This window comes from Phytopseudomonas daroniae, from assembly GCF_004327285.1.
GTDB lineage: Bacteria > Pseudomonadota > Gammaproteobacteria > Pseudomonadales > Pseudomonadaceae > Aquipseudomonas > Aquipseudomonas daroniae.
The window spans coordinates 15,320-35,267 of sequence record NZ_QJUI01000032.1; the positions used below are offsets into that span (position 1 = coordinate 15,320).

Below are 19,948 nucleotides of genomic sequence, written 5' to 3' on the forward strand. Positions count from 1 at the left end.
GTTGGAAAAGCTCATGGGGCTGGAAAAGTCGACGGCTTGCGCCGTGCGGACAATGGCCTGGCCCTGGAAAATAAGTAACAATGCAAGCCCATCGGGGCCCGCAAAAACCGGCCCATCATAGCCAAGATTCGCTCTCAGCTTAAGGCCATTGTCGCAATGAATCGAACCGCGTACTTCATCTCGGACGGCACCGGCATCACAGCGGAAGCCCTGGGGCAGAGCCTGCTGGCACAGTTCGAGACCATCGGCTTCACCAAACTCACGCGGCCGTACGTCGACAGCGTGGAAAAAGCGCGCGCCATGGTACAACAAATCAATAACGCCGCCGACAAGGACGGCGCCAATCCGATCATCTTCGCCACCATCGTCAACCAGGAAATCCACGACATCCTGGCCGAGTCCCGCGGCTTCATGATCGACATCTTCTCGACCTTCCTGTCGCCTCTGGAACAGGAGCTGAACTCGCACTCCTCCTACTCGGTGGGCAAGTCGCACTCGATCAGCCATAACACCAACTACATGGAGCGGATCGAGGCGGTCAACTTCGCCCTCGACAACGACGATGGTGCCCGTACACATTACTACGACAAGGCAGATCTGATTTTGGTCGGTGTATCGCGCTGCGGGAAAACGCCGACCTGCCTGTACATGGCCATGCAGTACGGTATCCGCGCGGCCAACTACCCGCTCACCGAGGACGACATGGAGCGCCTGCAACTGCCTGCCTCGCTGAAGAAATACCGCGACAAGCTGTTCGGCCTGACCATCGACCCGGATCGGCTGACCGCCATCCGCAACGAGCGCAAACCCAACAGCCGCTATTCCAGCTACGCTCAATGCGAATTCGAAGTGCGCGAGGTGGAAAGCCTGTTCCGTCGCGAGTCGATCAATTTCATCGATTCCACTCACTTCTCGGTGGAAGAAATCTCCGCCAAGATCCTGGTGGAAAAAGGCGTCGAACGACGCTTCAAATAGCCTGCCCCCATTCTGGACGTGCCTCATGACCCTGCTCGATGCCGTGCTGTTCGCCCCAGTCGCCATGTTGATCGCCCTGACGCCAGGGCCGAACAACTTCTGCGCGATGAACAATGGCATTCGCCATGGCATTGGCGCAGCCGTGCTGGCTACCACAGGCCGCGTGCTGGCCTTCGCGATTTTCCTGAGCATTTCCGCGATCGGCCTGGGAGCGATGCTGCTGGCCTCGGAAACGGCGTTCACCGTGATCAAGTGGGTCGGCGCGGCCTACCTGCTGTACCTGGGTATCAGCGCCTGGCGAAGCCGTGAGTTCAGCGGCTTGAATCTGGACAACGCGACAATGCCGCCGGTACAGCCGCAACGGCAACTGCGCCGCTTGATGCTGCAGGAGTTTCTGGTCGGCATCAGCAACCCCAAGGCGATCCTGCTGTTCGCTGCGGTATTTCCACAGTTCATCAAGCCCGGCCAGCCGGCCATCGAACAGTTCATCTACCTGGGTGCTACGTATCTGCTGGCCGAATATGCGGCCTCGCTGGTTTATGCTCTGTTCGGCCGGCAGATTCGCCGCTTCATCCGCACCAGCCGCGGCGCGCAACGCCTGAACCGCACCACCGGCGCCTTTTTCATGGGCGCCGGCGGTTTGCTGTTGGGGGCGACTCAACACTGAGTCGCTCCGGCACGCGACGTCAGAGCACGAACAAATCCATGAAGCGATGTACCGCGGTGCCCTCCAGCGCCTGAGCGTCCTTGCACAGCGCAAAGATGCGGGCACTGCGCGAGGCGGTGAAGCGCGTAGCCAGGTTGGCCTTGAACTTCTCCTCCAGCAACGGAATGCCTTCGGCGCGGCGCCGACGGTGCCCGACCGGATACTCGACTTCGACTTTCTCGGTCGAGGAGCCATCGTTGAAGAACACCTGAATGGCGTTGGCGATGGAGCGCTTGTCGGCCTCCAGGTACTCCCGGGAATAACGGGGCTCCTCGACCACTTCCATCTTCTCGCGCAGACGATCGATCTGCGGATGGGCAGCGTGGAAGCCATCCTCGTAATGCTCGGCGACCAGGCCGCCGGTCAGCAGCGGCACGGCGATCATGTACTGCAGGCAATGGTCACGATCCGCCGAATTGGCCATGGGCCCGGACTTGGAAATGATGCGAATCGCCGACTCGTGGGTGGTGATCTCGATGCGTGCGATGTCATCCAGGCGCTCGCGAAGCTGCGGATGCAGGATCACCGCCGCCTCCACCGCCGTCTGTGCATGGAACTCGGCCGGGAAACTGATCTTGAACAGCACGTTTTCCATCACGTAACTGCCGAACCCCTGGGAAAAGCTGAAAACGCGCTTGCTCTCGGGCTTGCTCGCCAGATCCTTGTTGGTATGGCTGAAAGCCACGTCGTAGAAGCCCCACTGCGGCGCCGACAGCACACCGGGAATGCCCATCTCGTCGCGCAGGGCGATATCGGCCAGGCGCACCGCCCGGCTGGTGGCGTCGCCGGCGGCCCAGGACTTGCGCGAACCAGCGTTCGGCGCATGGCGATAGGTACGCAGCGCCTGGCCATCGACGAAAGCGTGGGAAAGCGCCGACAGCAACTGTTCGCGGCTGGCGCCCATGAGCTTGGCACAGACTGCCGTGGAGGCAACCTTGACCAGGATCACATGGTCGAGACCGACGCGGTTGAAGGCGTTCTCCAGCGCGAACACGCCCTGGATTTCGTGGGCCATGACCATGCCCTCGAGCACCTCGCGCATCAACAGCGGCGCTTCACCACGGGAAACCCGCAGCTGTGACAGATGATCGGCCACGGCCAGAATGCCGCCGAGGTTGTCCGAGGGATGGCCCCATTCGGCGGCCAGCCAGCAGTCGTTGTAATCCAGCCAACGGATGATGCAGCCGATGTCCCAGGCGGCCTTGACCGGATCGAGCCGATAGCTGGTGCCCGGCACCCGGGCGCCATGGGGCACCACGGTGCCTTCGACGATCGGCCCCAGATGCTTGGTGCACTCGGGGAAACGCAGCGACAGCAGGCCGCAGCCGAGGGTGTCCATCAGGCAGTTGCGTGCCGTATCCAATGCCTCGCGGGACTCGACCCGGTAGGTCAGCACGTAGTCGGCGACCTGCTGCAGCACGCTGTCGTAGTCCGGTCGCTCGTTACGGTCGGTATTGCTACTCATGAAATCGTTCCTTTTACGTAGGGTCTGTTGCCAGGCGAACCGGTGATGCGCCCGCTCTCCACTGGGAGGGGCGTCGTTATCGAAATCAGAAGGAATCGGCGGGCACCCTCACCCAGCCTTCCATCAGCACCCGTGCACTGCGGCTCATGATGGCCTTGGTCACCGTCCATTGCCCGCCGCCGCGACGGGCTTCGGCGCCAACCCGCAGGGTGCCCGAGGGGTGACCGAAACGCACCGCGCTGCGCTCACCGCCACCCGCCGCCAGATTGACCAGGGTGCCGGGAATGGCCGCAGCCGTGCCGATGGCCACCGCCGCGGTGCCCATCATGGCGTGGTGCAACTTGCCCATAGACAGCGCCCGCACCAGCAGATCGATGTCCTCGGCCTCCACTGACTTGCCGCTGGAGGACAGGTAAGGCTTCGGCGGCGCGAGGAAGGCCACCTTGGGCGTGTGCTGGCGGCTCTGCGCCTCGTCGAGAGTCTTGACCAGGCCCATGCGCAAGGCGCCATGGGCGCGGATCGCCTCGAACCGGGCCAGCGCCTCGGGATCGCCGTTGATGGCGTCCTGCAGCTCGGTGCCGCTGTAACCGACGTCCTCGGCGTTGATGAAAATAGTGGCGATGCCCGCATTGATCAGCGTCGCCTTGAAGGTGCCGACGCCGGGAACGGCCAGCTCATCGACCAGATTGCCGGTGGGGAACATGGCCCCGCCCTCGCCTTCATCCGCATCGGCCGGATCGAGAAACTCCAGCTGCACCTCGGCGGCGGGAAAGGTCACGCCATCGAGTTCGAAATCACCGGTTTCCTGCACGGCACCGGCGCTGATGGGTATATGGGCGACGATGCTCTTGCCAATATTGGCCTGCCAGATCCGCACCGTGCAGATGCCGTCGCGGGGGATACGCCCGGCGTCGACCAGCCCGGCCTGGATGGCGAAGGAACCCACAGCGGCTGACAGGTTGCCGCAGTTGCCGCTCCAGTCGACGAAGGCCTTGTCGATGGAAACCTGGCCGAACAGGTAGTCGACATCGTGCCCGGATCGGCTGCTGCGCGACAGGATCACCGCCTTGCTGGTACTGGAGGTGGCGCCGCCCATGCCGTCGATCTGCTTGCCATAGGGGTCGGGACTGCCGATCACCCGCAGCAGCAATGCATCGCGGACGGCGCCAGGCACCTGGCAGCGCTCGGGCAGATCGTCGAGACGGAAAAACACGCCCTTGCTGGTGCCGCCGCGCATGTAGGTAGCGGGAATCTTGATTTGAGGTGCATAAGCCATCGATGAATACCTGATCGTTAAACGAAAACGGCTTAACCAGCCACCTTTTGCGAAACATCGACACCCGCTTCCAGGAAGTCCTGGGCGAAACGTTGCAGCACACCACCAGCCTCGTAGATCGACACCTCCTCGGCGGTATCCAGTCGGCAGGTCATGGGGACTTCGAGGGTCTCGCCGTTGCGCCGATGGATGACCAGGGTCAGATCGGTGCACGGCGTGCGGGCGCCGAGCACATCGAAGGTTTCACTGCCGTCGATGCCCAGGGTCAGGCGCGTGGTGCCGGGTTTGAACTCCAGCGGCAGCACGCCCATGCCGATCAGGTTGGTGCGGTGGATGCGCTCGAAGCCTTCAGCCGCAATGGCCTCCACACCGGCCAGGCGCACGCCCTTGGCCGCCCAGTCACGGGACGAGCCCTGACCGTAGTCGGCGCCGGCGACGATGATCAGCGGCTGCTTGCGCTGCATGTAGGTCTCGATGCCCTCCCACATCCGCACCACCTGCCCCTCCGGTTCCAACCGGGTCAGCGAGCCTTTGCGCACCTGGCCATCGACCACGGCCATTTCGTTGACCAGTTGCGGGTTGGCGAAGGTGGCGCGCTGGGCGGTCAAATGGTCGCCACGGTGGGTGGCGTAGGAGTTGAAGTCCTCTTCCGGCAAGCCCATTTTCGCCAGGTATTCGCCAGCGGCGCTGTCGGCGAGGATGGCGTTGGATGGCGACAGGTGGTCGGTGGTGATGTTGTCCGGCAGCACCGCCAGCGGGCGCATGCCCTTGAGCGTGCGCTCGCCAGCCAGGGCACCCTCCCAGTAAGGCGGACGCCGGATGTAAGTGCTCATCGGCCGCCAGTCATACAGCGGGGTGATACGCTCGCCATTGTCCGGCTGCACGGCGAACATCGGGAAGTAGACCTTGTGGAACTGTTCCGGCTTGACGCTGGACGCCACCACGGCGTCGATGTCCTCGTCCGCCGGCCAGATGTCCTTGAGGCGGATTTCCCGCCCGTCGACCACGCCGAGCACATCCTTCTCGATGTCGAAGCGGATGGTGCCGGCGATGGCGTAGGCGATCACCAGTGGCGGCGAGGCCAGGAACGCCTGCCTGGCGTAGGGGTGGATGCGCCCATCAAAATTGCGGTTGCCCGACAGCACGGCGGTGGTATACAGGTCGCGCTCGATGATTTCCTGCTGGATCACCGGATCCAGCGCACCGCTCATGCCGTTGCAGGTGGTGCAGGCGAAGGCGACGATGCCGAAGCCGAGCTTTTCCAGTTCGGGCAGCAGGCCGGCAGCCTCGAGGTACAGCTGCACGGCCCGTGAACCCGGCGCCAGGGACGACTTGACCCAGGGTTTGCGCAGCAGGCCCAGTTGATTGGCCTTTTTCGCCAGCAGCCCGGCGGCGATCACGTTGCGCGGGTTGCTGGTGTTGGTGCAACTGGTGATGGCGGCGATGATCACCGCGCCGTCGGGCATCTGCCCGGGCACATCTTCCCAGGCACCGGCGATGCCGCGCTCGGCCAGCGCCGAGGTCGGCAGACGCTTGTGCGGGTTGGACGGGCCGGCCATGTTGCGTACCACGCTGGACAGATCGAAGCTCAGCACCCGCTCGTACTCGGCGCTGGCCAGGTCGTCCGCCCACAAGCCGGTAGCCTTGGCGTAGGTTTCCACCAGGCGAACCTGCTCATCCTCACGACCGGTCAGCCTGAGGTAGTCGATGGTTTGCTGGTCGATGGCGAACATCGCCGCCGTGGCGCCGAACTCCGGAGTCATATTGGAGATGGTCGCGCGGTCGCCCAGGGTCAGCGCCGCCGCCCCTTCGCCGAAGAATTCCAGATAGGCGCCGACCACCCTGGCCTGGCGCAGGTATTCGGTGAGCGCCAACACCACGTCGGTGGCGGTGATACCCGGCTGCGGCCGGCCGGTCAGCTCGACGCCGATGATATCGGGCAGGCGCATCCACGAGGCACGGCCAAGCATCACGCTCTCCGCCTCCAGGCCACCGACACCGATGGCGATCACCCCCAGGGCATCGACATGCGGGGTGTGGCTGTCGGTGCCGACGCAGGTGTCGGGAAAGGCCACGCCCTGCTGCACCTGCACCACCGGCGACATCTTCTCCAGGTTGATCTGGTGCATGATGCCGTTGCCCGGCGGGATCACGTCGACGTTCTTGAAGGCCTTCTTCGTCCACTCGATGAAGTGGAAGCGATCCTCGTTGCGGCGATCCTCGATGGCGCGGTTCTTGGCGAAGGCATCCGGGTCGAAACCGCCGCATTCCACGGCCAGTGAATGGTCGACGATCAACTGGGTCGGCACCACCGGATTGACCTGGGCGGGATCGCCCCCCTTGTCGGCAATGGCGTCGCGCAGACCGGCAAGATCCACCAGCGCGGTCTGACCAAGGATGTCATGGCACACCACTCGCGCCGGGAACCAGGGAAAATCCAGGTCACGACGCCGCTCGATCAGTTGCCTGAGCGAGTCGCGCAGAGTCGCCGGGTCGCAGCGACGCACCAGATTTTCCGCCAGCACCCGCGAGGTATAGGGCAGCGTGGCGTAGGCGCCGGGCTGGATGGCATCGACCGCAGCACGGGTATCGAAGAAGTCCAACGAGGTGCCGGGTAACGGCTTGCGGAATAGCTTGTTCATATTATGTTCAGGCTCGCTCACGGTATTCGGTAGGCAGCTTTCGCTGCCCTTTGTAGGAATTGCGGGGGCGCCAAGCCTTGTCCCCGATGTTCGATCATCAGCCCATCTGTCGTTCGATCCGACGCAATCGCGGGCAAGCCCGCTCCTACAGGTGGCGCTCTTTCAACGTCGCTCAAGTGGCACGAACGGACGCTGCTCGACGCCGGTGTACTCCGCACTCGGGCGGATGATGCGGTTGTTCGCCCGTTGCTCGAACACATGGGCCGTCCAGCCGGAAACCCGCGAGCAGACGAAGATCGGTGTGAACAGCTTGGTCGGAATGCCCATGAAGTGATACGCCGAGGCATGGTAGAAGTCGGCATTGGGGAACAGCTTCTTCTGCTCCCACATGACCCGGTCGATGGCCTCGGACACCGGAAATAGCACCGTGTCGCCGACTTCGTCGGCAAGCTGCCGGCTCCAGCCCTTGATCACCTCGTTGCGCGGGTCGGATTCCTTGTAGATCGCATGGCCGAAACCCATGATCTTGTCCTGGCGTTCCAGCATCGCCAGGGTGCCGGCGGAGGCTTCTTCGGCCGAGGCGAATTTCTCGATCATCTCCATCGCCGCCTCGTTGGCACCGCCATGCAGCGGTCCGCGCAGAGAGCCGATGGCCGCGGTGACGCAGGAAAAGATGTCGCTGAGCGTCGAGGCGCAAACCCGCGCAGTGAACGTCGAGGCATTGAATTCATGCTCGGCGTAGAGAATCAGCGACACGTTCATCACCTTGACGTGCAGCTCGCTGGGCTTCTTGCCATGCAGCAGCGCCAGGAAGTGACCGCCAATGGTCGGTTCAATGCTGTTGCAATCGATGCGCAGGCCTTCATGGCTGAAGCGATACCAGTAAGTCATGATCGCGGGAAAGGCGCCGAGCAACCGATCGGCCTGGTCGCGCTGCTGCTCGAAGCTCGTCTCGGGCTCGAGGTTACCCAGCACCGAGGCACCGGTGCGCATCACATCCATGGGATGAGCATCTTTCGGGATACGCTCCAGCACTTCCTTGAGCACTGTGGGCAGATCACGCTGGCCCTGCAGCTTCTTCAGGTACCCATCCAGCTGCGCCTGGTTGGGCAACTCGCCATACAGCAGCAGGTAGGCAACCTCTTCGAAGATCGCCCCCGCCGCCAGCTCACGCACGTCATAACCCCGATAGGTCAACCCGGAACCGGTCTTGCCCACGGTGCACAACTCGGTCTGCCCGGCGACCTGGCCACGCAGGCCTGCGCCACTCAACACTTTTGCTTCAGCCATGGGTTTTCTCCTTTTTTGGATTTGTTATAGATGTCTATCCGGCCACTTCGAGTGCATATATGCCGGAGCCATCGCCGGCAAGGCCGGCTCCTACGAGAGGGCTTTATGCCTGTAGGAGCTGGCTTGCCAGCGATGAGACCAGCATCGGTTCAGCCGTTCTTCTGCGCGAACAGCGCATCGAGGCGCTGCTCGAAGGCGTGGTAGTCGATACGTTCGTAAAGCTCCATACGGGTCTGCATGCTGTCGACCACGTTCTTTTGCGTACCGTCACGACGAATCGCCGTGTAGACGTTTTCCGCCGCCTTGTTCATGGCCCGGAATGCCGAGAGCGGATAGAGCACCAGGCCGACATCGGCCGAGGCCAGTTCGTCGGTGGTGAACAGCGGCGTGGCGCCGAACTCGGTGATATTGGCGAGAATCGGCGCTCTTACCCGCGCGGCGAAGGTCTTGTACATCTGCAGTTCGGTGATCGCTTCCGGAAAAACCATATCGGCGCCCGCTTCGACACAGGCCGCGGCCCGATCCAGAGCGGCGTCGAGTCCCTCCACGGCCAGGGCGTCGGTGCGCGCCATGATCACGAAACTGTCATCGGTACGCGCATCGACGGCGGCCTTGATGCGGTCGACCATTTCCTGCTGGGAAACGATCTCCTTGTTCGGCCGATGGCCACAGCGCTTGGCACCGACCTGATCCTCGATATGGATCGCGGCGGCGCCGAACTTGATCATCGACCTGACGGTGCGCGCCACATTGAATGCCGAACTGCCGAAGCCGGTGTCGACATCCACCAGCAGCGGCAGATCGCAGACATCGGTGATGCGACGCACGTCGGTGAGCACGTCATCCAGCCCGGTGATGCCCAGATCCGGTACTCCCAGGGAGCCGGCCGCCACGCCACCACCCGAAAGATAAATAGCCTTGAAACCGGCGCGCTTGGCCAACAACGCATGGTTGGCATTGATGGCGCCGACGACTTGCAACGGCTGCTCGTTGGCGACCGCATCGCGAAAGCGCTGGCCTGGCGTACTCTGACTCATGACTTGCCTCGGGTCTTGACGGTGGTGGGATGGGCGCTCTGGTAGTGGCGCTCGATGTTGCGCTTGGATGCGCCGATATGTCGGCGCATCAGCAATTCGGCCAGTTCGCCATCACGATCGGCGATGGCATCAAGAATGCGGTGATGTTCGGCAAAGGCCTGACGCGGACGATTGGGCGTTATCGCCGAGAACTGAATGCGGTACATGCGCACCAGTTGATAGAGCTCGCCGCAGAGCATCTTCACCAGGGTACGGTTACCACTGCCCTGGATGATCCGATAGTGAAAATCGAAATCGCCTTCCTGCTGGTAGTAACCCACGCCAGCCTGGAAGGCTTCGTCACGCTCATGGGTGTCGAGCACCCGGCGCAGATCATCGATCTCGGCCTGGGTCATGCGCTCGGCCGCCAGCTTGCAGGCCATCCCTTCGAGGGATTCGCGAATCTCGTACAGTTCGATCAGTTCCTCACGATCGAGCGATACCACCCGTGCCCCGACATGAGGAATGCGCACCAGCAGGCGCTGCCCTTCCAGGCGATGGATCGCCTCACGCAGCGGGCCACGACTGATGCCATAGGTACGCGCCAACTCCGGCTCGGAAATCTTGCTGCCTGGGGCGATCTCGCCTTTCACGATAGCCGCCTGGATACGGCGAAATACGTGTTCGGAGCGGGTTTCCGCATCTTGCTCGGCAGCCAGGACAAGCACACTGGGCTCTTGCATATTGTCGACACACCACTAGTAATTTGCCGCAAACCATAGGCAAAAAGCCAAATAAACACAAATTAAAAACAACATTGTCGACAATACAACCGTTCTCGCTGCAACTACGATAACCAGAAAAGCAGATACACAAAGGCAGACAACCGTCTGTCACCATGGAAAAACCCCATGTTAGAATGCGCGCCATTCAATGCCTGGAGGGGACGTCCCGGGGCGCCTGCTAGACTCCATGCCAGCGAATGGCGGCCCCGGCCCGAGATTCGCTCTACCGATCGCGATCCACCCGACAGGATTTATGAGACTCAAAACCTTCCCCCTGCTTTTCTGCCTATCGCTCCTGCCCGGTCTCGCGGCTGCGGCCGACAAGACCATTTATGGCCTGAACGAATACGTGAGCCTCGACCTCGACGTGATCGTGGCCGCCAAACTCGATACCGGCGCCCAGACCGCTTCGCTCAGCGCTCGTGACATCGAACGCTTCGAGCGTGATGGCGAACGCTGGGTGCGCTTCTACCTGGCCATCGACGATGCCCATGCCCATCCGATCGAGCGGCCGCTGGCGCGCATCAGCAAGATCAAGCGTCGCTCCGGCGATTTCGATCCGGAAGAAGAGAAAACCTACACCGCACGCCCGGTAGTCGAGCTGGATGTGTGCATGGGCGGCGCCAGGCGCCAGATCGAAGTGAACCTTACCGATCGCAGCGCCTTCCAATACCCACTTTTGATCGGCTCCGACGCGCTCAAACGCTTCGATGCACTGGTCGACCCCAGCTTAAAATACGCAGCAGGGAAACCTGCCTGTACCACCGCAAAATCCGGCGAGTAATCCCCATGCGCTCTCTTAACCTGCATCTGAAAATCCTGATCACCATCCTGGTGAGCCTGGGGATCGCGATTACGGCCTATCAGATCTTTGTCCTTGGCATTCCGGTCAGCAGTGACGAAACCGACGACCTGTGGAACATCGACACCCGTGTCGAATTCCAGGCCAACGGCCGCGACCCGATCAAGCTGCAGATGTTCGTACCGCCGCTGAACCAGGATTACGTCAGCCTCAATGAAAGTTTCATCTCCAATAACTACGGTGTGAGCATCAACCGTGCCGACAGCAACCGCAAGGTGACCTGGTCGGCGCGCCGCGCCAATGGCAAGCAGACGCTCTACTACCGCCTGGTGCTGACCAAGCGCTACAGCGGCGAACAGGCCAAGGCCAAAGGCCCGATCTTCCGCGACAGCATCCCGGTAGAAGGCCCCGAGAAGATCGCCGCCGAAGCCCTGCTGGCGCCGATTCGCCAGCACTCGGCCGATGTCGAGACCTTCATCAGCGAAACCATCAAACGGGTCAACAACAGCAACGACGACAACGCCAAGCTGCTGCTCGGCGGCGACGCCTCGACGCCGAACAAGGCGCAGGCGATCGAACTGCTGCTATCGATCGCCCACGTGCCGATGGAACGTGTGCACACCATCCGCCTGGCCGCCGACATCCAGCAGAGCCCGGAGTTGTGGCTGCGCAGCTTCAACGGCGACCGCTGGCTGTATTTCAACCCGGAAAGCGGTGAACAGGGTCTGCCGAACGACCGCCTGGTCTGGTGGACAGGTGACGAGCCGCTGATCACCCTCGATGGTGGTCGCCAGGCGACCACTACCTTCACCCTCAACAACAGCGAGATGAACGCCATCCGCCTCGCTCAGTTGACCGACGAGAACACCGACGCCGACTTCCTCGAGTACTCGCTGTACGGCCTGCCACTGCAGACCCAGCAAACCTTCATGATCATGGTGATGATCCCCATCGGCGTGCTGGTCATCCTGATCCTGCGCAACCTCGGCGGCCTGCAGACCCTGGGTACCTTCACCCCGGTGCTGATCGCCCTGGCCTTTCGCGAGACTCAGTTGGGCTTCGGTATCTTCCTGTTCACGGTGATCACCGCACTCGGCCTGTCGCTACGCTCCTACCTGGAACACCTGAAGCTACAGATGCTGCCGCGCCTGTCGGTGGTACTGACCTTCGTGGTCGTGCTGATCGCCACCATCAGCCTGTTCAGCCACAAGCTGGGCCTGGAACGTGGCCTGTCCGTAGCGCTGTTCCCGATGGTGATCCTGACCATGACCATCGAACGCCTGTCGATCACCTGGGAAGAACGTGGCGGTAGCCATGCCTTCAAGGTGGCCATCGGCACCCTGGTCGCCGCGACGCTGGCGCACCTGCTGATGAGCGTGCCGGAACTGGTCTACTTCGTCTTCACCTTCCCGGCGATTCTGCTGATTCTGGTGGGCTTCATGCTGGCGATGGGTCGCTACCGCGGCTACCGCCTGACCGAACTGTTCCGCTTCAAAGCCTTCCTGAAGGATTGAGCCAATGCTAGGTCTCTGGAAAACCTGGAAGGCCCTTGAAGCCAAAGGCATCATGGGTATCAACCGACGCAACGCGGACTACGTGCTGAAGTACAACAAACGGCACCTGTACCCGATCGTCGACGACAAGATCATCACCAAGGAGCGCGCCATCGAAGCCGGCATCCACGTGCCGGAAATGTATGGGGTGATCTCCACGGAAAAGGAAATCGACACCCTCGACAAGATCATCGGCGAGCGCAGCGATTTCGTCGTCAAGCCGGCCCAGGGCGCTGGCGGTGACGGCATCCTGGTGATCGCCGACCGTTTCGAGGATCGTTTCAAGACGGTATCGGGCAAGATCGTCAGCCACTCCGAAATCGAACAACAGATTTCCAGCATTCTCTCGGGTCTGTACTCCCTGGGCGGGCACCGGGATCGTGCGCTGATCGAATACCGGGTAACGCCAGACACCATCTTCAAGAGCATCAGCTACGAAGGCGTGCCGGACATTCGCATCATCGTGCTGATGGGTTATCCGGTGATGGCCATGCTGCGCTTGCCGACCCGACAGTCGGGCGGCAAGGCGAACCTGCACCAGGGCGCCATTGGCGTTGGTGTGGATCTGGCCACTGGTGTGACCCTGCGCGGCACCTGGCTGAACAACAAGATCAGCAAACACCCCGATACCACCAATGCGGTGGACGGCGTGCAACTGCCGAACTGGGATGGTTTCATGAGGCTCGCCGCTGGCTGCTACGAGCTATGCGGCCTCGGCTATATTGGCGTGGACATGGTGCTGGATCAGGAGAAGGGGCCGCTGATTCTCGAGCTCAACGCCCGCCCCGGCCTGAACATTCAGATCGCCAACGATTGCGGCCTGACCCACCGTACCCATGCGGTGGAAGCACGTCTGGAAGAGCTGGCCGCCAAAGGCATCCAGGAGAACGCCGAAGAGCGTATGCGCTTCTCTCAGGAACTGTTCGGCCATATCCCGGCCACAGAGATCTGAACCCTGCCCTGCTGCCGACACAGTCGGCAGCAGTCTTCCTCTCAAAACATCAAGTAACCAATTGATTTACAGGAGGTTAAAAATTGTAGGATGGGGCGGGCCGCGTAGGTGCTAACCCATCGCAATTGATGGGTTAGCACCCATCCTATTCTGTCTGCATCGACCTGTTTGCTGCGCGACAGCGCTGCGGCGAAGACGCCTCCTAAAGACTCAACTGACGATTCGATGCCTTCAGGAACTCGACCTTGAGGTCTGCGTAAGTGTGCACGGCCGGAAACTGCGGGAATTCGCGAATCACGTTTTCCGGCGCATGGAACAGGATGCCAGCATGGGCTTCGCTGAGCATGGTGGTGTCGTTGTACGAATCGCCGGCAGCGATCACGCGATAGTAGAGGCTCTTGAAGGCCAATACCGACTGACGCTTGGGATCCTTCTGGCGCAGCTGATAATCCACCACACGGTCGGTATCGTCGGTGATCAACCGATGGCACAGCAGCGTCGGAAAGCCCAACTGGCGCATCAGCGGCTGGGAGAACTCATAGAAGGTGTCTGACAGGATTACCACCTGAAAGCGTTCGCGCAGCCAGTCGACGAATTCGACGGCGCCGTCGAGCGGCTCCAGCGTGGCGATCACTTCCTGGATATCCGATAGCTTCAGGCCATGCTCGTCGAGGATTCGCAGACGCTGCTTCATCAGCACGTCGTAATCGGGAATGTCTCGGGTGGTCGCCTTGAGGGATTCGATTCCGGTCTTTTCCGCAAAGGCGATCCAGATCTCGGGAACCAGTACACCTTCCAGATCAAGGCAAGCAATTTCCACGGCACACTCCTAGGTTGGGCTTTAAAGTTGGCGGCAACTCTACAGAAGCCGCGCCGCTTTGACGATACGGCAGCCCCTGCAGCCACGCAGATTTGCTACCATCGCCCTCCTCACGCATATGCCCTGGAGCCTGCCATGGATCTCGATCTGGACACCCTCAACGCCGAATTCGCCAACCAGCCGGAGAAGCTGATCGAATGGGCGATCGGCCTGGGCAAACCGGCGATCTGCACGACCAACTTCCGCCCGTTCGAGGCGGTCATCCTGCACATGGTCAGCCAGGCCAAGGCCGACATCCCGATCGTGTGGATGGACAGCGGCTACAACACCGAAGCCACCTACAAGTTCGCCGATGAGGTCACGAGTCAGCTCGGTCTGAACCTGATCACCTACCTGCCCAAGCGCAGCCGTGCCCACCGTGAGGCCATCGACGGCCCGACGCCAGCACTGGACGATCCGCGCCATGCCGCCTTCACCGAAGAGGTTAAACTGGAGCCCTTCGCCCGCGCCCTGCGCGAAACCGCGCCGAGCGTCTGGTTCACCGCGCTGCGCGCCACCGACACCGCCGTGCGCGCGCAGATGCAGCCGGTGAGCATCAACCCGGACGGCCTGATAAAGGTCGCGCCGTTGCTGCACTGGTCATCCAAGGATCTGTATCAATACCTCACCGCCCACGGCCTGCCGAACAACTTCGACTACTTCGACCCAACCAAGGGTGAAGACAACCGTGAATGCGGTCTGCACCTGAGCCATTGAATCAAGCTGCAAGCTGCAAGTCAGAGGCCTCGTGCCCCCATGCTTCTACTTGCCGCTTGCCGCTAATGTTGTCAGTGCAGCGGCAGTTCCACGTCCTTGAACAGCTCTTCCAGCTCGACCTTGTTGTGACATTGCACGGCCTTGGCCAGCACCTCACGGGTCAGGTGCGGGGCGAACTTCTCGATGAAGTCGCACATGAAACCGCGCAGGAAAGTGCCACGGCGGAAGCCGATCTTGGTCACGCTAGATTCGAACAGCTCGCTGGCATCGAGCACCACCAGATCCGGATCCAGGGCCGGGTCGACGGCCATCTTGGCCACGATGCCCACACCGAGACCAAGACGCACGTAAGTCTTGATCACGTCGGCATCCGCCGCGGTGAACACGACCTTGGGCGTGAGACCACGGTGATTGAAGGCTTCATCGAGCTTGGAGCGGCCGGTGAAACCGAAGGTGTAGGTGACGATTTCGTGCTCGGCCAGGGCTTCCAGCGTCAACTTCGGCAGCTTGGCCAGCGGATGGCCCTGGGGCACGATCACGCAACGGTTCCAACGGTAGCAAGGCATCATCACCAGATCGTTGAACAGCTCCAGGCCTTCGGTGGCGATGGCAAAGTCCACGGTGCCGTCGGCGGCCATTTCGGAAATCTGCGTCGGCGTGCCCTGGTGCATGTGCAGGGCAACGTCCGGGTACTGCTTGATGAAGCTGCTGATCACTGGCGGCAGCGCATAACGTGCCTGGGTGTGAGTGGTAGCGATAGACAGGGTGCCCTTCTTCTCATTGGAGAATTCCTGGGCGATCTGCTTGATGCTTTCAACCTTGCGCAGGATTTCACCTGCCGTGGTTATGATGCGCTCACCCGCCGGCGTCACTCGCGTCAGGTGCTTACCGCTGCGGGCGAACACTTCCACACCCAACTCGTCTTCGAGCAAACGGATCTGCTTGCTGATACCTGGCTGCGAGGTATAAAGGCTCTGCGCCGTGGCTGAGACGTTGAGGTCATGGTGCGCGACTTCCCAGATGTAGCGCAGTTGCTGAAGCTTCATAGAAATCCCTCAAAGCGGATAGGCAGCCTGATCGTCGAACCGGTATATAACCATATTAATGGTTCAGACGGTAAATATAGATTTTTTATCTGGGTTGTGTAGCGATCATTCGTGACGGGAACGGTGTTGCAACATGGGTACCAGGTAGACTGGTACATCGGATAACTGCAGCAACCTCGACGCCGTCCTGCCCATCGGTACCTCCAACGCGGCACCATGGCTGTGACTGCCTACGACCAGCAAATCCACACCGAGTTTCTGCGCTTCTTCGAGAATGGCCAGTGGTGGATCGCCCCGCAGCACCCGCACCGAGCCGATCAGATCGAGGTCGTCGCGGTTTTCCCCCAACTCGTCGCGAAAGCCTTCGAGCACCCGCAGTTCGATGCTGTTCATCACGGTTTCCAGCCCCGTGCTGCGCAATTCCTTGAGGCGCGCCTCGTCGACATAGGTTTGCAAGACCGACTCGGCGAACAACCCCATCGGTTCCACCACATGCACCACATACAAACGGGCATTGAAACTGCGCGCCAGCGCTAGCGCGTGCTGCAGGACGTAGGGTGCGTAAAGACCGAGATCGGTTGCATAAAGAATCGAACGAATCATACGGCCTCCTCGACTGCCGACACGGCGGAGCCTCGCTTGAGCTTAGCAGCGTCATCCAAAAGTCAACGAAAACACTGGCAGTCAGGCGATGGCCATATACAACCCAAAGCCAAAGTCCGCATAGGAGATCCGGCCTCGGGAAGGGGATTCGATCATGGCCATCGCACCAAATCACGCGACTCCACCACTCGCTGCGAAGCCGCGGCTCCCGCAAGGCTCAGGGCAGTTCCTCGGGTGGACGAGCCAGCACACTGGCCAAGGCTCTTTCGAGATCGAGCGGCGCCAGACGACTATGCAGAGCCCCTAGGAACTGGCCGTCGCGCACGACGAACAATGCAGGCAGATGAAAGACCTCGTAGCGCCGAACCAGGCCGCCATTGGCACCTGCATCGATCCATGCCAGCCGCTCGACGGGCAGCGATAGCCTGGGCAATCGTTCACGGGCGTAGCGGCATGCGGCACAACCCTGGCTGGTGAAAATCACCAGCGAGGTACCCGGCAGACTCAGCAGCTGCTGATCGGCATCGAAATCGGACAACTCCAGATCGCTCGTCATACCCGGCGAGGCAATATCGATTTGCTGCCAGTTGCAGTGGTCGTTCATGCGTCGGCTTCTTCGTCATGGAGTGATTTACCGGTGGAGTACCGTTACGCAGAGCATGTCACTCGACGCGTCCCCTCTGTCAAGGCGCCGCAGCCGAGCCGCATATTCCGCTACCGAGTGAGCAGGGAGCCTATTCTGGCCCCCCACCTGGAGCAGTCAGCAGTCCGTCAGCGTCGCCTTCAGCGGACACGACACCGAGCCGCCGCATAGGACTACCGCAAGCACCGCGAACGACAAGTCGCTTAGGCGCTGCCTCTGGAGGGCACCGCAAAAGAGTGGCAGGGAGCAGCATACCGATAGCTTTACCACTCTCACGCCCTAAATATCATTGTCTAGCCGGGCGCTAACGCGCTAAGGTTCCGCTTCCCCGCTGTGCCCATACCGCTGTGCCCGCTGCACGGGGATCGCTGGCGGCCGGCTTCCGTGACCCGATGACGCAACTGATGAAAAGCACGATGGCTGATTTACCGATTAACGACCTTAACGTCGCCTCCAACGAAACCCTGATCACCCCGGAACAGATCAAGCTCGAGATTCCGCTGACCGAAAGCGCGCAGCGCACGGTTTCCGCCGGCCGCCAGGTCGTGCGCGATATCCTCGATGGCAAGGATCACCGTCTGTTCGTGGTCGTCGGCCCCTGCTCCATCCACGACATCAAGGCTGCTCATGAATACGCCGAGCGCCTGAAAGTACTGGCTGAGGAAGTATCCGACACGCTCTATCTGGTCATGCGTGTGTACTTCGAAAAGCCGCGTACCACCGTCGGCTGGAAAGGCCTGATCAACGATCCGTACCTCGACGACTCGTTCAAGATCCAGGATGGCCTGCACATCGGCCGCAAGCTGCTGCTCGATCTCGCGGAAATGGGGTTGCCCACCGCTACCGAAGCGCTGGATCCGATCTCGCCGCAGTACCTGCAGGATCTGATCAGTTGGTCCGCCATCGGCGCGCGTACCACCGAATCCCAGACCCACCGCGAAATGGCCTCGGGCCTGTCGTCGGCCGTGGGCTTCAAGAACGGCACCGACGGCGGCCTGACAGTTGCCATCAACGCCCTGCAATCGGTTTCCAGCCCGCACCGCTTCCTGGGTATCAATCAGCAAGGCGGTGTGTCCATCGTCACCACCAAGGGCAATGCCTACGGCCATGTGGTGCTGCGCGGTGGTAACGGCAAGCCGAATTACGACTCGGTAAGCGTGGCCGTCTGCGAACAGGAATTGAAGAAGGCCAGCATCAAGCCGAACATCATGGTCGACTGCAGCCACGCCAACTCCAACAAGGATCCGGCCCTGCAGCCACTGGTGATGGACAACGTCGCCAACCAGATCCTCGAAGGCAACCAATCGATCGTTGGCCTGATGGTCGAGAGCCACCTGGGCTGGGGCAGCCAGTCGATCCCGAAAGATCTGCAGCAGCTCAAGTACGGCGTGTCGATCACCGACGCCTGCATCGACTGGGAGAGCACCGAAAAGACCTTGCGCTCCATGCACGTCAAGCTCAAAGACGTACTGCCCAAGCGCCAGCGCGGTTGAGTCGACAGCAATGAAAACGCCGGGCATCTGCCCGGCGTTTTTGCTTGCAGCCTTTGCTTCAGCTCTGCTCGGTGGAACCCTCGCGGCGCGCCATGTAACGCTCCACATAGGAGCAGGATGGAATCACCGTATAGCCCGTGCGCTCGGCGTAATCGAGCGCGGCCCCGGTAAGGGCCGCGGCGATACCGCGACCACGCAGCGAATTGGGGACGAAAGTCCGATAGATATCCAGCGTCTGCTTACCCAGATCCATATAAGAGAGGTAAGCGCGATCACCATCCACTGTGGTCACGAACTGGTGACCGGCAAGGTCATGGTGAATGGACAGTGGCTCGCTCATTACTACTCCTCTCAATTGGGTCGGACATCGACATCCAGCCATTGCGGCCTGCGTACATCCGGTAACAATAGGATATAAAGCCATTCTAGAGGATAAAGGGCAAGGCAAAATCCGTTCTGCTCGGAACAGGCACAGCCCCTACCCAATTATCCTGATCGTTCGGCACTCATTCGCCTTGGCGTACCTGCTCAATAAACAACCAACATCGCGCGCTCGGTTAATTACCGACAGGCCCGTTGAACATGAAAAAAACCGGCGGCCTTGCTTCCCGTACGTTTACTTACTAAAAGTTACAGGTAGTATGTACGCCGGTCATTTTCCGGGTTCGGGATTTGGCTTCAACAAGCAAAAAACTTACCCCAAGGGGAACACGATGAACAACGTTCTGAAATTCTCTGCTCTGGCTCTGGCTGCAGTTCTGGCTACCGGTTGCAGCAGCGTTACCAAAGAAACCGAAGCTCGCCTGACTGCAACCGAAGACGCAGCAGCTCGCGCTCAGGCCCGTGCCGACGAAGCCTACCGCAAGGCTGACGAAGCGCTGGCCGCTGCTCAGAAGGCTCAGCAAACTGCTGATGAAGCCAACGAGCGTGCTCTGCGTATGCTGGAAAAAGCCAGCCGCAAGTAATAGCCCTTGGCTAATAAAAAAACCGGCCCCAGGGCCTAATGCCAGTCAGTTAAGCTGACTGGCATTTTTCTTTTTGGGGTATTTGGTCGGTTTAGGTTTCACGACGCGGGGATAGTGCCGTTCTCGCCTGGGTGGCAGGACGAAGTGACGGGCCTGGATT

Annotated in this window: 19 protein-coding genes; 8 read left to right on the top strand and 11 right to left on the bottom strand. The window is 60.9% G+C overall.

From position 1 onward, the window contains the following. Positions 1–156 precede the first annotated feature (156 nt). Both ppsR and DNK06_RS23460 read left to right on the top strand, forming a co-directional pair. Positions 157–975 (top strand): posphoenolpyruvate synthetase regulatory kinase/phosphorylase PpsR, encoded by an 819-nt coding sequence (ppsR, locus tag DNK06_RS23455; protein WP_131182372.1) that lies wholly within the window; start codon positions 157–159, stop codon positions 973–975. Between the two features lie 25 nt (positions 976–1,000). Next, a complete protein-coding gene (locus tag DNK06_RS23460) occupies positions 1,001–1,642 on the top strand; it encodes a LysE family translocator (RefSeq protein WP_131182373.1) in 642 nt (213 codons plus the stop codon). Positions 1,643–1,661: 19 nt separating this feature from the next. On the opposite strand, the gene prpD is transcribed toward DNK06_RS23460, so the two are convergent. The 6 genes from prpD to DNK06_RS23490 all read right to left on the bottom strand — a co-directional run bounded on the left by prpD (position 1,662) and on the right by DNK06_RS23490 (position 10,113). Then, positions 1,662–3,146, bottom strand: a complete 1,485-nt coding sequence (gene prpD / locus DNK06_RS23465; protein ID WP_131182374.1) for a 2-methylcitrate dehydratase — start codon at positions 3,144–3,146, stop codon at positions 1,662–1,664. 85 nt (positions 3,147–3,231) lie between these two features. Beyond that, the gene (gene prpF / locus DNK06_RS23470; protein ID WP_131182375.1) at positions 3,232–4,422 is read right to left on the bottom strand and encodes a 2-methylaconitate cis-trans isomerase PrpF; all 1,191 of its coding nucleotides are present in this window, start codon (positions 4,420–4,422) and stop codon (positions 3,232–3,234) included. 32 nt (positions 4,423–4,454) lie between these two features. Continuing rightward, positions 4,455–7,064: a Fe/S-dependent 2-methylisocitrate dehydratase AcnD gene (gene acnD / locus DNK06_RS23475; protein ID WP_131182376.1), complete on the bottom strand. Its 2,610-nt coding sequence runs from the start codon at positions 7,062–7,064 to the stop codon at positions 4,455–4,457. A gap of 162 nt (positions 7,065–7,226) precedes the next feature. Beyond that, positions 7,227–8,354, bottom strand: a complete 1,128-nt coding sequence (gene prpC / locus DNK06_RS23480) for a bifunctional 2-methylcitrate synthase/citrate synthase (protein ID WP_131182377.1) — start codon at positions 8,352–8,354, stop codon at positions 7,227–7,229. Between the two features lie 149 nt (positions 8,355–8,503). Further along, positions 8,504–9,391: a methylisocitrate lyase gene (gene prpB / locus DNK06_RS23485; RefSeq protein WP_131182378.1), complete on the bottom strand. Its 888-nt coding sequence runs from the start codon at positions 9,389–9,391 to the stop codon at positions 8,504–8,506. After that, positions 9,388–10,113, bottom strand: a complete 726-nt coding sequence (locus DNK06_RS23490; protein WP_131182379.1) for a GntR family transcriptional regulator — start codon at positions 10,111–10,113, stop codon at positions 9,388–9,390. The genes prpB and DNK06_RS23490 overlap by 4 nt, the downstream gene beginning before the upstream one ends. A gap of 295 nt (positions 10,114–10,408) precedes the next feature. Here DNK06_RS23490 and rloA point away from each other — a divergent pair, with 295 nt between their 5' ends. The 3 genes from rloA to DNK06_RS23505 are packed head-to-tail and all read left to right on the top strand — an operon-like array spanning position 10,409 to position 13,462. Continuing rightward, positions 10,409–10,939 carry a retropepsin-like aspartic peptidase RloA gene (rloA, locus tag DNK06_RS23495; protein ID WP_131182380.1) on the top strand — a complete coding sequence of 177 codons (531 nt, stop codon included), beginning with the start codon at positions 10,409–10,411 and terminating at the stop codon, positions 10,937–10,939. A 5-nt stretch (positions 10,940–10,944) separates the two neighbouring features. Continuing rightward, on the top strand, positions 10,945–12,471 hold the full coding sequence (gene rloB / locus DNK06_RS23500; protein ID WP_131182381.1) for an osmotic stress tolerance membrane protein RloB: 1,527 nt from the start codon (positions 10,945–10,947) through the stop codon (positions 12,469–12,471). Between the two features lie 4 nt (positions 12,472–12,475). Next, positions 12,476–13,462 carry an alpha-L-glutamate ligase-like protein gene (locus DNK06_RS23505; RefSeq protein WP_131182382.1) on the top strand — a complete coding sequence of 329 codons (987 nt, stop codon included), beginning with the start codon at positions 12,476–12,478 and terminating at the stop codon, positions 13,460–13,462. Positions 13,463–13,664: 202 nt separating this feature from the next. On the opposite strand, the gene thrH is transcribed toward DNK06_RS23505, so the two are convergent. Then, entirely contained in the window at positions 13,665–14,282 is a 618-nt protein-coding gene (gene thrH, locus DNK06_RS23510) for a bifunctional phosphoserine phosphatase/homoserine phosphotransferase ThrH (protein WP_131182383.1), read from the bottom strand. 135 nt (positions 14,283–14,417) lie between these two features. Here thrH and DNK06_RS23515 point away from each other — a divergent pair, with 135 nt between their 5' ends. Further along, positions 14,418–15,038: a phosphoadenosine phosphosulfate reductase domain-containing protein gene (locus tag DNK06_RS23515; protein WP_131182384.1), complete on the top strand. Its 621-nt coding sequence runs from the start codon at positions 14,418–14,420 to the stop codon at positions 15,036–15,038. A 71-nt stretch (positions 15,039–15,109) separates the two neighbouring features. Here DNK06_RS23515 and cysB read toward each other — a convergent pair whose 3' ends face one another. From cysB to DNK06_RS23530, 3 genes are all read right to left on the bottom strand, one after another. Further along, on the bottom strand, positions 15,110–16,084 hold the full coding sequence (gene cysB, locus DNK06_RS23520) for an HTH-type transcriptional regulator CysB (protein ID WP_131182385.1): 975 nt from the start codon (positions 16,082–16,084) through the stop codon (positions 15,110–15,112). Positions 16,085–16,189: 105 nt separating this feature from the next. Then, complete coding sequence (locus DNK06_RS23525) at positions 16,190–16,687, bottom strand: universal stress protein (RefSeq protein ID WP_131182386.1); 498 nt, start codon at positions 16,685–16,687, stop codon at positions 16,190–16,192. 217 nt (positions 16,688–16,904) lie between these two features. Next, the gene (locus DNK06_RS23530) at positions 16,905–17,291 is read right to left on the bottom strand and encodes a thioredoxin family protein (RefSeq protein ID WP_131182387.1); all 387 of its coding nucleotides are present in this window, start codon (positions 17,289–17,291) and stop codon (positions 16,905–16,907) included. A 455-nt stretch (positions 17,292–17,746) separates the two neighbouring features. On the opposite strand from DNK06_RS23530, the gene DNK06_RS23535 reads away from it, so the two are divergent. Then, the gene (locus tag DNK06_RS23535; protein WP_131182388.1) at positions 17,747–18,823 is read left to right on the top strand and encodes a 3-deoxy-7-phosphoheptulonate synthase; all 1,077 of its coding nucleotides are present in this window, start codon (positions 17,747–17,749) and stop codon (positions 18,821–18,823) included. Positions 18,824–18,881: 58 nt separating this feature from the next. Here the strand turns inward: DNK06_RS23535 and DNK06_RS23540 are convergent, their stop codons facing one another. Further along, positions 18,882–19,163, bottom strand: a complete 282-nt coding sequence (locus DNK06_RS23540) for a GNAT family N-acetyltransferase (RefSeq protein WP_131182389.1) — start codon at positions 19,161–19,163, stop codon at positions 18,882–18,884. A 373-nt stretch (positions 19,164–19,536) separates the two neighbouring features. Between DNK06_RS23540 and oprI the strand changes: the two genes are divergently transcribed. Then, entirely contained in the window at positions 19,537–19,788 is a 252-nt protein-coding gene (gene oprI, locus DNK06_RS23545; protein ID WP_013791646.1) for an outer membrane lipoprotei OprI, read from the top strand. The last annotated feature ends 160 nt before the right edge of the window (positions 19,789–19,948 follow it).